Below are 12299 nucleotides of genomic sequence, written 5' to 3'. Positions count from 1 at the left end.
CCATGTCCTCCGCCCTGCACCACATCCCCCATCGCACCAAGAGACTGCCGCCGTTGCGCGTGGGCATCGGCGGACCGGTCGGCTCCGGCAAGACCACGCTGCTCGAGATGCTGTGCAAGGCGATGCGCGACAAGTACGACCTGATCGCCATCACCAACGACATCTACACCAAGGAAGACCAGCGCCTGCTGACGGTGGCCGGCGCGCTGCCGGCCGAGCGCATCATGGGCGTGGAGACCGGCGGCTGCCCGCACACCGCGATCCGCGAGGACGCCTCGATCAACCTCGAGGCCATCGACCGCATGCTGGGCGAGTTCCCCGATGCCGACGTCGTCTTCGTCGAGAGCGGCGGCGACAACCTGGCCGCCACCTTCAGCCCCGAGCTCAGCGACCTCACGATCTACGTGATCGACGTTGCGGCCGGCGAGAAGATCCCGCGCAAGGGCGGCCCGGGCATCACCAAGAGCGACCTGTTCGTGATCAACAAGACCGACCTCGCGCCCTACGTCGGCGCCGACCTCGGCGTGATGGAGGCCGACACCAGGCGCATGCGCAAGCAGCGGCCTTTCGTGATGACCAACCTCAAGACCCACGCCGGTCTGGCCGATGTCGTGGCCTTCATCGAAGAGCGGGGCATGCTTGTCGAGCACTGAGCGCGCCAGGGCCAAGGGACTTCCGGCCCCATTTGTCGAAGCGATTCGAGAAATGCTTCACATCTTCGGGACGTCATAGAGCTTCGGGCTTATTTCTTGCTGAGCCCGGAAATCCGATACTTCCGTAACGAATACGAAAGTTCCCATGACCTCCGAAGCCACTTTCCATCCCGCGACCGGCAGCGTCCAGTTCGCGATCTACCCCGACGGGTACGACGGCGCACGCATCATTGCCCGGATCGACGAAGAGGCGCTGCACGCCCGCTTCCATGCACCGGAGGGCGACACCGAACTGGTGCGCGCCTACGCGGAGAACGCCGACTCCATCGATGCGCTGGCGACCGCGCGCTACCGAGAGAACCCGATGGCCGCCATCTGCCTGCACAGCACGGACTTCCAGGCCAGCGGCCTTTGACAGCCAGCGGCCTTTGACAGGAAGGCGGCTCAAGCCCTCGCCGGTGGAAAATCCGGCCATGCCCCAGCACATCGGAATCGTCGGCTGCTCCGCCGAAGGCGCGGCGCTTTGCTACAAGACCATTTGCGCCGAAGGCGCGCAGTTCCTGGGCCCGCACGCCCATCCCGAGGTCTCGATGCACACGCCCTCGCTCGCCGAGTACGTCGAGTGCCTGGACCGCAGCGACCTGCAGGGCGTGGGCGAACTGATGCTCGCTTCGGCGCACAAGCTCGCGAAGACCGGCGCCGATTTCCTGGTCTGCCCCGACAACACCATCCACCAGGCGCTGCCGCTCATCGAAGCTCGCTCACCACTGCCCTGGCTGCACATCGCCGAAGTGGTTGCTGCGGAAGCGGTCGAACGCGGCTTCCGCCGGCTCGGCCTGACCGGCACGCGCTGGCTGGTCGACAGCGAGGTCTATCCCGAAAAGCTGGCGGCGCGCGGCCTGGTCTGCATGCGGCCGAACGATGCCGAACGCGACGACATCCAGCGCATCATCATGGACGAGCTGGTCTACGGCGTGTTCAAGCCCGAGGCGGTGTCCCGCTTCCAGCAGGTCATCGGGCGCATGAAGGACGAGGGCTGCGATGCCGCCATCCTCGGCTGCACCGAGATTCCGTTGATCATCGACGACACGAATTCACCGCTGCCGCTGCTCGACTCCACGCGCCTTCTGGCGCGGGCCGCGCTGCGGCGGGCGGTGCAGGCCTAGGGCCCCTCGATCGCGAGCTCCACCACCACGCGGCTGGCCGCGACCTGGTCGCCGGTCTTCACGTGCAATGCCGTCACCCGGCCCGACGACGGCGCCGCGTGCACGTGCTCCATCTTCATGGCTTCCAGCGTCACCATGGGCTGGCCGGCCTCGACGGTGTCGCCGACGGCCACCATCACCGCGACCACGCGGCCGTTCATCGATGCGCGCAGCTTGCCGTCGCCGCCCGCGTCGCCGGCCTTGAGCGCGGTTGCGCGCGTGTGGTCTTCGACGCGCAATTGCCGGCCGCGGTAGTGAAGCAGCAGCAAGCTGCCGTCGCGATGGCAGGCCGCGCGTTCGGCCAGGCCGTTGCAGGCGAAGCGCACCGAGGCCGGAGACCGTTCGATCCGATCGATCTCGAAGACGCCTTCGTCGATGCGCACGCTGAACCGATCGGGATGCGCACGCACCACGCCGGCGTGGAGCATCCGGCCGTCGAGCATGAAGCGCAGCGAGATCGGCAGCGCATGCGCCATGCGACGGCCTTGAGGCGAGCGGTCGCCGCTGTCGCAGAGCAGCACGGCCGCAAGCGCGGCGGCACGGTCCTGCGTGGCGCTGTCCGGTGCGAGCAGTTCTTCCTGGTGCTGCTCGATGAAGGCGGTGCTCGCCCCGCCGGCCGCGAACACCGGGTGCGCGAGGCAGCGCTGCAGGAAGAGCTGGTTGGTCGTCACGCCCAGCGCCACCGCATCCTCGAGGCCGCCCATCAGCTTGCGGCGCGCCTCCTCGCGCGTGCGCCCGTGCGCGACGAGCTTGGCGATCATCGAGTCGTAGAAGGGCGGGATCTCGGCGCCCGAACGCAGTGCATCCTCGACGCGCAGCTGCGCCGGCATCTGCCACAGCGCCATGGTGCCGCTCTGCGGCATGAAGCCCTGCGCGGCGTCCTCGGCGCAGAGGCGGACTTCGATCGCATGGCCGTCGAAGCGCACCTCCTCCTGCGCTACGGCCAAGGTCTCGCCGGCCGCGACGCGCAGCTGCAGTTCCACCAGGTCGAGCCCGGTGATCGCCTCGGTGACCGGATGCTCCACCTGCAGCCGCGTGTTCATCTCCATGAAGTAGTAGTTGCCCTCGCGGTCGAGCAGGAATTCGAGGGTGCCCGCGCCCTCGTAGCCGATGGCCTTCGCCGCCGCGACAGCGGTCGCGCCCATGCGCTCGCGCAGCGCAGCGCTCACCGCCGGCGAGGGCGCCTCCTCGATGATCTTCTGGTGGCGGCGCTGCACCGAGCAGTCGCGCTCGCCGAGGTGGATCGCATGGCCGTGGCGGTCGGCGAAGACCTGGATTTCGATGTGGCGCGGCGCGACGATCGCGCGCTCGAGAATGAGCTCCGGATTGCCGAAGGCGCCCTCGGCTTCGGAGCGCGCACTCTGCAGCAATTCTGGAAATTCCTTCGCCGAGGGCGCCAGCCGCATGCCGCGCCCGCCGCCGCCGGCCGCGGCCTTGATCATCACTGGGAAGCCGATGCGCTCGGCTTCCGCGGCGAAACGCGCATCGCTCTGGTCGCTGCCCTGGTAGCCGGGAACGCAGGGCACCCCAGCGGCCTGCATCAGCGTCTTGGCGCCGGCCTTGTGGCCCATCGCGGCGATCGCCTCGGGCGAAGGGCCGATGAACACCAGGCCGGCCTCCTTGCAGGCCCGAGCGAAGGCTTCGTTCTCGGCCAGGAAGCCGTAGCCTGGATGCACCGCGTCCGCGCCGCTCAGGCGTGCGGCCTCGACGAGGGCCGGAATGCACAGGTACGACTGCGACGGCAAGGGCTCGCCGATGCAGACCGCCTGGTCGCCCTCCTGCACATGGCGTGCACCGGCATCGGCGGTGGAATACACGGCCACCGTGCGATAGCCGAGGGCGCGCGCGCTGCGCATGACGCGCAGCGCGATCTCGCCGCGGTTGGCGATGAGGATCTTGCGAAACGGTGTGGACTGCATGGCCATGACTCAAGGGCGGGCCACGGAGAACTGCATCGGCTGCGGTCGGCGCAGCTCGGCATCGCGGCAGATCGAGAGCACCTGCGCGATCACGGCGCGCGTGTCGCGCGGATCGATCACGCCATCGTCGAGCAGGCGCGCGCTGGTGGTGAACACGCTGGTCTGGCTCTCGAAGCGCTCGATGATGCGGCGCTCGAGCTCGTCGAGCTTGGCCTGGTCCACCGCGCCTTTGCGCTTCATCGCGGCCTCTGTGACCATGACCATGGTGCCGGCCGCCTGCTCGGCGCCCATCACCGCCGTCCTGGCGTTGGGCCACGAGAAGCAGAAGCGCGGATGGAAGCCGCGCCCGCACATGCCGTAGTTGCCCGCGCCGTAGGAGGCGCCGCAGTAGAGCGTGATCTGCGGCACCGTCGCGTTGGTCACGGCCTGGATCATCTTGGAGCCATGCTTGATCATGCCGGCCTCTTCGTGCGCCTTGCCGACCATGTAGCCGGTCGTGTTGTTGAGGTAGAGGATCGGCGTCCGTGCCTGGCAGCAGGCCTGGATGAAATGGGTCGCCTTGTTGGCGCCAGCGCTGTCGATCGGTCCGTTGTTGGTGACGACGCCGAGCGGCAGCCCCTCGATCTTGATATGGCCGACCACGGTGGCACTGCCGTAGTCCTCGCCGAAGGGCAGGAAGTCGGAGTCGTCGGCGATGCGCGCGATCACCTGCCGCATGTCGACCGGGCGCTTGGGGTCCATGGGCATGATGCCCAGCAGCTCCTCGGCGTCGTGGCGCGGCGGCTTGAAGCGGCGCGGCGGCGCGGCCGGCAGATCGCGGTTCCAGTCGATGTGGGCGAGGATCTCGCGCGCGATGCGGATCGCGTCGCGGTCGTCTTCGGCCAGGTAGTCGCCGAGGCCCGAGATCGAGGTGTGCATGAGGGCGCCGCCCAGTTCTTCTTCGGTCGCGATCTCGCCGGTCGCGGCCTTCAGCAGCGGCGGCCCGGCGAGAAAGGCGCGCGAGCGGCCCCGCACCATCACGATGTAGTCCGAAAGGCCCGTCTGGTAGGCGCCGCCGGCGGTGGAGGAGCCGTGCGTCACCGTGATCACCGGCAGGCCGGCCGCCGACATGCGCGCGAGATTGCGGAACAGGCTGCCGCCCTTGATGAACTCCTCGACCTTGTAGGTGAGCAGGTTGGCGCCGGCGCTTTCGACCAGCTGGACATAGGGCAGCCTGTTCTCGAGCGCGAGCTCCTGCATGCGCAGCGCCTTGTCGAGGCCCATGGGCTGCAGCGCGCCGGCATCGATGCCGGAGTCGGAGGCATTGACCATCACGCGCACGCCCGAGACCCAGCCGATGCCGCCGATGATGCCGCCGCCCGGCACGCTCTGGTCGAGCTCGGGCTTGTCCAGGCCCAGGCCGGCCAGCGACGCGATCTCGAGAAAGGGCGAGCCCGGATCGAGCAGCAGCGAAACCCGATCGCGCGGCAGCAGCTGGCCGCGTTGCTCGAAGCGCTCGCGCGATCGGGCCGAGGTCGCCGCGCTGCGCCGTTCGCAGGCGCGCACGCGTTCGAGCAGGGCCAGCATGCCCTCGCGATTGGCCTGGAAGGATTCGCTGTCGGGATGGATGGTCGACTCGATGCTTGCCATGTTCTTCTCCTTGCGCCTCAAAGGCCCAGCTGCCGCGCGGCCAGGTCCTTCATGACCTCCTCCGATCCGCCGCCGATCATCATTACCTTGACCTCGCGGTAGATGCGCTCGCTCTTGCTGCCGCGCATGTAGCCCATGCCCCCCAGCAGCTGCACCGCCTGGTCGGCGCAGAACTGCATCGCCTGCGTTGCCTGCACCTTGGCCAGGCAGATGCGCGCCACCAGCTGCGCCGGATCGGCGAGGCGGTGCTCGATGCGGTAGGCCAGGTCGTAGACGAGGGTGCGCGCGGCTTCGATGCGCAAGGTCATGTCCATCAGCTTGTGGCGCACCACCTGCCGCTCGGACAGCGCCGTGCCGCCGATCGTGCGCTGGCGCGCCCAGTCCACGGCTTCTTCGAGGCACACCTCGGCATAGCCGCAGGCCAGCGACGCCATGAGCAGGCGCTCGTTGTTGAAGTTGCGCATGAAGAGCTTGAAGCCGCGGTTCTCCTCGCCCACCAGGTTGGCCGCCGGCACCCGGCAGTCGTCGAAGCGCAGGTGCGCGGTGTCGGAGCTCCACCAGCCCATCTTCTTGAGCGGGGTGCGCGTGAGCCCCGGCGTGCCGCCCTCGATCACGAGCGCCGAGATGCCGCCGGCGCCCAGGACCTTCGGGTCGGTGCGCGCCGCGGTCGTGATGAAGTCGGCGCGCAGGCCCGAGGTGATGAAGGTCTTCTCGCCGTTCACGATGTAGTGATCGCCGTCGCGGATCGCGGTGGTCTTGAGGTGGGCCACGTCGGAGCCGCCTGAGGGCTCGGTGACGGCCAGCGCGGCGATCTTCTCGCCCGCGAGTACCGGCGGGATGACGCGGCGCTTCAACGCCTCGCTGCCCGCGGCCAGGATCGGCGGCAGCGCGATGCCGTGCGAGTTCATCGAGGCCTGCACGCCGCCCGAGCCGCAGCGCGCGAACTCCTCGGCCACCACGAGCTGATAGAACAGGTCGGCCGGCGTGCCGCCGTATTCCTCCGGATAGCCCAGCCCCAGGATGCCGAGCTCGGCCGCGCGCGCATAGAGCGAGCGCGGAAAGGTCTCGGCCTCGTCCCACGCGTTCACGTGGGGCGTGATCTCGCGCGAGATGAAGTCGCGGACGCTGGCGCGGAACTGCTCGTGATCGGGACTGAAATAAAAAGGCAGCGGCGGCGCATCGAGAAAATCCATGAACGGAGGCTAGCGGCGCGGCGCGCCCAGGTCTTGTGCGAAGTGGCTGCGGCCCTGGCCCATTAGCGAGTTGACGCAAGCGCGGCGCGCGGCGGATCGCTAAGCTGCATCGCCATGACAAGCAGCAGCAAGATCGTCCGCATCGGCGGCGCCTCGGGTTTCTGGGGCGACAGCATGGTGGCCGCGCCGCAACTGGTGAAGGGGGGCCGGCTCGACTACCTGGTGTTCGACTACCTGGCCGAAACCACGATGGCCATCCTGGCGGCGGCGCGCGCCAAGCAGCCCGAGCTGGGCTGGGCCACCGACTTCGTCGACATCGCGATGAAGCCGGTGCTCGGCGAAGTAAAGCGGCAGGGCATCAAGGTGGTCAGCAACGCGGGCGGCATCAACCCGCACGGATGCGCGGCGGCGCTGCAGGCCTTGGCCGAATCGGAAGGCATCACGCTGCGCATCGCGGTGGTCGAGGGCGACGACGTCGGCGCGCAGATGCCGGACTTGCGCGCGCGCGGCGTCCGGGACATGTTCAGCGGCGAAGTCCTGCCCCAGAAGGTGCTGAGCGCCAGCGCCTACCTCGGCGCGGCGCCGATCGCCGCCGCGCTCGCGGCCGGTGCCGAGGTGGTGATCACCGGACGCTGCGTCGACAGCGCCGTGACGCTGGGGCCGCTGATGCACGAGTTCGGCTGGACCGCCTCGGATTTCGACCTGCTGGCCTCCGGCAGCCTGGCCGGCCACATCATCGAATGCGGCTGCCAGGCGACCGGCGGCCTGCACACCGACTGGGAAGACATCCCTGACTGGGCGAACATCGGCTATCCGATCGTCGAGTGCCATGCCGACGGCAGCTTCGTCGTGACCAAGCCCGAGGGCACCGGCGGCAAAGTGATCCGCGCGGCCGTGGCCGAGCAGCTGCTCTACGAGATCGGCGACCCGGGCGCCTACCTGCTGCCGGACGTGAGCTGCGACTTCCGCGAGGTCACGATCGAGCAGCAGGGAGAGAACCGCGTGCGCGTGAGTCCTGCCAGAGGACGCGCGCCGACGCCGAGCTACAAGGTGTCGGCGACCCAGCTCGAGGGCTACCGCTGCGCCGGCAGCCTGGTGATCGTCGGCATCGATGCCGAGAAGAAGGCGCGGCGCACGGCGGAGGCGATCGTCGAGCGCACCGGCCGCATCCTGAGCGATGGCGCCCTGCCGCCCTTCACTTCCACCCATATCGAAGTGATCGGCGCGGAGTCGCTCTACGGCCCGCACGCGCGCACGCGGGCGTCGCGCGAGGTCATGATGCGCGTGGTGGCCAATCATCCGCAGAAGGCCGCGCTCGCGATGTTCGCGCGCGAGATCGCGCCGGCCGGCACTTCGTGGGCGCCCGGCACCACGGGCCCGGGCGGCGGACGGCCTGCGGTGTCGCCGCTGATCAAGCCCTTCGCCTTTCTGCTGGAGAAGCAGGCGGTGCCCGTCGCCTTCGTGCTCGATGGCGAGCGCCATGCGGTGGCCGTTCCGGCGTGCGACGGCGACGGCGATGGCGTCGCACGCGATGCGCCCACGCCCTCCCCATGGATCGATCCCGACGAGCCGATGGAAGAAGTCCGCCTCCTCCAGCTCGCCTGGGCGCGCAGCGGCGACAAGGGCAACCTCTCGAACATCGGCTTGGTCGCGCGCCGCCCCGAGTGGCTGCCGCTGCTGTGGGAGCGCGTCACGCCGGAGGCCGTGCGTGCCTATTTCGCGCACCTGGTTCACGGCAGGGTGGAACGCTTCTGCCTGCCCGGCATCGCCGCGATGAACCTGCTGCTGCACGACGCGCTCGACGGCGGCGGGCCGTCCTCCATGCGCATGGACCCGCTCGGCAAGGGCATGGCGCAGATGCTGCTGGACATGCGCATCAGGGTTCCGCGCTCGCTGGCCGCGGGGCTTTAATGCAGAGCAGGCCCGACACCCGCTTCGTCCCCGCCGCCGAGTTCGGCCGCAACGAGCTGACCGCGCTCTGGAATCGCGCCTACGAGAACTACTTCGTTCCCATTGCCTTCACCGAGGCGCTCTTCGACAGACACCTGCGGCGCGCAAACGCCGACCTTGCGCTCTCCAGGGTGCTCGCGATCGATGGCGCGCTCCACGGCATCTCGCTCACGGGCCGCAGGCAGGGGCGCGCCTACCTCGCCGGCTTCGGCATCGCCGGTGCGCAGCGGGGCCAAGGGCTGGCAAGGGCGCTGCTCGAGGCTCAGCTTTCGATCCTGCGGGACGCGGGGATGCGCGAAGTCATCCTCGAGGTCATCGAGCAGAACCCGGCCCGCCTGCTGTACCGCAAGGCAGGCTTCGCCGAACTCCGGCCCCTGGTGGTACTGGATGGAACACTCGCCCAAGGCCGCGCATTTGCCGGCGTTGCGCTCGACGCGGCCGCCCTCGCATCTGCGCATGCGCTGTGCAATGCGAACACACGTCCGACCTGGCGCCGCGACATCCCCACGGTGCTGGACGGCGTCGCGGCCGAGGGCGCGGCTGCTCTCGGCGTGAAGCGGGGCGGCGCCGTCGTCGGCTATGCCGTCTATCTCGAAGGCGCCGGGAACAGCGCGCTGCTCGATGCCGGCGCGCTCGACGACGCCGCGGCTTCCGATCTGCTGGATGCCCTCGCCTGTGCGCGCGCCGGCACGGCATGGCGGCTGGTCGACGAGCCGGCGGACAGCGCGCTGTTTCGCGCGGCGACCGCGCGCGGGCTGGCACCCGGTATCCGTCAGGTGGAGATGCAGCTCGCGCTCTCTGAGAGAATGCCGCCCCCATCCCTGATCCCGCATCCATGAATATCGTCGTCAACGAAGAACTGAGAACCTATATCGATCCGTTGACCCCCGAGGAACACGAAGCGCTGGAGCGAAGCATCCTGGCCGAAGGCTGTCGCGATGCACTGGTGCTGTGGGGCGATGTGCTGGTGGACGGCCACAACCGGTACGGCATCTGCCGGAAGCACGGGCTGCCGTTCCAGACGGTGCAGAACGCGCGCTTCCAGACCATCGAGGACGTGCACCTGTGGATGATCGACCAGCACCTGGGCCGGCGCAGCGTCTCGGACTTCCTGCGCGGCGTGCTGGCGCTGCGCAAGAAGGAGATCGTGGCCGAGCGGCAGGCCCGGATGTCGGCAGCGACCGCGCCGGCAGCGACGCAGGCCCCGGCGGAGGCGACCGCGCCCCTGAACAGCCGCGAAGCCGTCGCCAAGGCGGCGCGCATCAGCAGCAGCCAGGTCGTGATGATCGAAAAGATCCGCAAGCAGGCTGCGCCCGAGGTGGTGGCGGCGGTCAAGTCCGGCACGATCTCGATCAATGCCGCGGCGGCCGTGGCGAGCTTGCCGGCCGAAGAGCAGGTGGCGGCCGCCGTCGCCGGCAAGGATGAACTGAAGCAGGCCGCCAAGCGCGTCCGCGAGGCCAGGCGCAAGCCGCGCGAGGAATCGACGCCATCCGACGACTCGCCAAAGCCCGACCTCGTGCAGCAGCTGGAGCAGCGCGTGGCCGAACTTACGGCCGAGAACGAAGCCTTGCGCAGGCAAGTGGCCGATCTGCTGCAGGCGCAGCGGACGGGCTAGCCGAAAGGCTGGTGCCCCTCTGGTGCGCCGGCCGTTCTGCTACAGCGGATTCAACCGCCCCGCTCTCACACCACCGGCGCGAGGAATGCGATCAGCTTGCCCGTGTTGGCGACGAAGTCGCTGGTCGAGATGCCCAGCGGCCGCTCGCGCGGCTGGTAGGGCTCGATCTCGGGCGGGGTGAGCGGGTCGTACGGCGAGGTGTCGTAGATATCGCCCACGTGCCTGCTGCGGTAGGCGTCGCCCGTGTACGGCGTGGTGGGGCCGTTGCCGCGGAACGGGTTGGTGACGAAGGAGATCGGCGAAAGCCAATAGTCCCTATCGCCGAGCGCATCGACCACCGCCTGTGCCTGCGCCTCGGTGACCGACGGGCTGGTCATGGTCGCGCCCGCGAACAGGTCGGGGAAGTCGACTTCGCGCAGCGAGAAGTACTTCGGCAGATCCCTCGGCCTGGTGGCCTTCAGGGGCGAGCCCGCAGTCATCTCGGCGATCGCGGCATCGCTCATTGCGGCGAGCTGGTCGTAGGTGGCCTGAAGACTGCCGATGTTGACGCTGCGGCCCGCCGAATAGTGGCTGAGCGTGGCGCGATGGTCATGATCGAAGTAGTACGCACCGTTCCAGATGTTCGAGCCGTAGCGGTGGACGAAGCGCGGCTGGTTCGTCCCCAGCTCGATGAAGGTGGGATGGGTGCGTCCGGCGAGCTGCGGGTTGTCGGCAATCATCTCGGGCGTCAGCTTGCAGCTGTTGAGCCACGCGATCGCTTCCGGCACGCGCGCGAGGAAGGTCCTGTCGCCGGTCAGCCGGAAGTAGTGGAACAGCTGCAGCACGTTGGTCTGCGTCGTGTGCGTCGCGAGCGAGCGCGGTTCGTAGGTGCGCGCGCCGGCCGGCGCCCCGGCCGGGCGGCCGTCGCGGGGCTCGGTCAGGTGCTGCAGCGCCCAGCCGGCCTGCGGCCCCGGCTGCTGCAGGCGTCGCAGGCATTGCATCGCGCGCTGCACCGGCTCGATCAAGCGGGTCTCGCCGAGTCCCACCACGCACATCAGCATGAACTTGATGTTCTCGCCGGCCACGTCGTCGTTGAACGTGATCTGGCGCGTGTAGTCGCCGTCCTCCATGCCCTGGGTCGCGCCGGGCGGCAGCTGCTGCGGATTGGGCAGCGGCATCGACGAGACCGAGCCCGGGAACGGTGGATAGCGTTGCGGCCAGCCGCCGTCGGCGACGCCGCTGCTGAACTGCGCGCTGGTCACGAAGTCGATCGCCTTGTACAACGGGCCGCGGAAGCGCCAGTCGCGCTTCTCGAGGTACATGCGCAGCAGGAACTGCGACGCCACCGCGGTGCCGGCATCGTCGAAGGTCGCATTGCCGTAGTAGTGCTGGAACTCCTCGAGCCGCCAGCCGTTGGCGCCTATCGTCTCGTACCAGTGCTTGAGCGACGCCTCGCCGGCGAAGTCGTAGATGTAGTTCCAGCCGCCCGCCGGATGCTGGGCCGCGACCAGCGCGCGCGCGGTACGCTCGGCAGCCTTGTAGAAGAGCTCGTCGCCGGTCGCGTGGTAGGCGTCGAGGAAGGCGTGGCCCGCCGAAGGCGTGCCGGGCGGCTGGATCCAGCACATGGTGCGCTTGGCCTCCATCTCGCCCCAGCTGACCGACAGGTCGGGCAGGTAGGCCCAGACGTAGCCGCCTCGGTAGGACACTTCTTCGTCCATGAAGCGGACCGCTTGCCGCAGCGCCGAGCGGACGCGCTTGCGGAACTTGTCCGCAGCATCGGGTTTCTCGTCCGCGACGGCGTCGGGTTTCGAGCTTCCGGCGCTGGCAAGGGCCGGGGCCCCGCCATCGCCGCCGCCACCGCAGGCGGCCAGGGCCAACGGGCTGAGTCCGGACATCACGAATCTTCTGCGTTTCATCGCTGCTCCTCAAAAGGTGGATTCGCCCACCTCCGGTGACACCGGGGAATCTCACGCCCTGATGGCCGGGGATCGGGCCGTGGACGAGACCCGGCCGGGCGGCGAGCGCACGGCACGGTTTCGGCGGCATGTGCGCTGGAACGCCTGTTGTCATGGTTCTTGGCGCTACGGCACAAACATGTCGTCTGTCATCGTATGACTTGAGTTCCCCATGAGGACTGGTGGAAACCATGATTGGCA

General features: G+C 68.9%; 10 protein-coding genes. 6 read left to right on the top strand and 4 right to left on the bottom strand.

The genetic code is table 11. From position 1 onward, the window contains the following. The first annotated feature begins 2 nt into the window (after positions 1 to 2). The 3 genes from ureG (at position 3) to AC3A6B_RS20160 (ending at position 1819) form a co-directional block, all read left to right on the top strand. Positions 3 to 653, top strand: coding sequence for an urease accessory protein UreG (ureG, locus tag AC3A6B_RS20170; protein ID WP_487838436.1), 651 nt, complete (start codon positions 3 to 5; stop codon positions 651 to 653). A gap of 145 nt (positions 654 to 798) precedes the next feature. Next, complete coding sequence (locus tag AC3A6B_RS20165; protein WP_487838435.1) at positions 799 to 1068, top strand: hypothetical protein; 270 nt, start codon at positions 799 to 801, stop codon at positions 1066 to 1068. A 58-nt stretch (positions 1069 to 1126) separates the two neighbouring features. Then, on the top strand, positions 1127 to 1819 hold the full coding sequence (locus tag AC3A6B_RS20160; protein ID WP_487838434.1) for an aspartate/glutamate racemase family protein: 693 nt from the start codon (positions 1127 to 1129) through the stop codon (positions 1817 to 1819). Here the strand turns inward: AC3A6B_RS20160 and AC3A6B_RS20155 are convergent. Genes AC3A6B_RS20155 through AC3A6B_RS20145 form a run of 3 tightly spaced genes read right to left on the bottom strand, consistent with a single transcriptional unit; the run spans position 1816 to position 6599 of the window. Continuing rightward, on the bottom strand, positions 1816 to 3783 hold the full coding sequence (locus AC3A6B_RS20155; RefSeq protein ID WP_487838433.1) for an acetyl/propionyl/methylcrotonyl-CoA carboxylase subunit alpha: 1968 nt from the start codon (positions 3781 to 3783) through the stop codon (positions 1816 to 1818). The two genes, AC3A6B_RS20160 and AC3A6B_RS20155, sit on opposite strands and share 4 nt — an antisense overlap. Positions 3784 to 3786: 3 nt before the next feature. Beyond that, on the bottom strand, positions 3787 to 5406 hold the full coding sequence (locus AC3A6B_RS20150; protein WP_487838432.1) for an acyl-CoA carboxylase subunit beta: 1620 nt from the start codon (positions 5404 to 5406) through the stop codon (positions 3787 to 3789). Positions 5407 to 5423: 17 nt separating this feature from the next. Next, positions 5424 to 6599: an acyl-CoA dehydrogenase family protein gene (locus AC3A6B_RS20145; RefSeq protein ID WP_487838431.1), complete on the bottom strand. Its 1176-nt coding sequence runs from the start codon at positions 6597 to 6599 to the stop codon at positions 5424 to 5426. A 114-nt stretch (positions 6600 to 6713) separates the two neighbouring features. On the opposite strand from AC3A6B_RS20145, the gene AC3A6B_RS20140 reads away from it, so the two are divergent. From AC3A6B_RS20140 to AC3A6B_RS20130, 3 genes are read left to right on the top strand one after another with little or no spacing between them, the layout of a single operon-like run. Then, complete coding sequence (locus AC3A6B_RS20140; RefSeq protein ID WP_487838430.1) at positions 6714 to 8510, top strand: acyclic terpene utilization AtuA family protein; 1797 nt, start codon at positions 6714 to 6716, stop codon at positions 8508 to 8510. Next, a complete protein-coding gene (locus tag AC3A6B_RS20135; protein ID WP_487838429.1) occupies positions 8510 to 9388 on the top strand; it encodes a GNAT family N-acetyltransferase in 879 nt (292 codons plus the stop codon). The genes AC3A6B_RS20140 and AC3A6B_RS20135 overlap by 1 nt, the downstream gene beginning before the upstream one ends. After that, positions 9385 to 10164: a plasmid replication/partition related protein gene (locus AC3A6B_RS20130; protein WP_487838428.1), complete on the top strand. Its 780-nt coding sequence runs from the start codon at positions 9385 to 9387 to the stop codon at positions 10162 to 10164. The genes AC3A6B_RS20135 and AC3A6B_RS20130 overlap by 4 nt, the downstream gene beginning before the upstream one ends. Before the next feature lie 65 nt (positions 10165 to 10229). Here AC3A6B_RS20130 and AC3A6B_RS20125 read toward each other — a convergent pair whose 3' ends face one another. Next, positions 10230 to 12059 (bottom strand): pectate lyase, encoded by a 1830-nt coding sequence (locus AC3A6B_RS20125; RefSeq protein WP_487838427.1) that lies wholly within the window; start codon positions 12057 to 12059, stop codon positions 10230 to 10232. Between the last annotated feature and the right edge of the window lie 240 nt (positions 12060 to 12299).

The organism is Variovorax sp. Soil_C_33 (assembly GCF_057656935.1).
The sequence above is the reverse complement of the archived record's forward strand: the minus strand, read 5'-3'. Positions and strand labels throughout refer to the sequence as shown.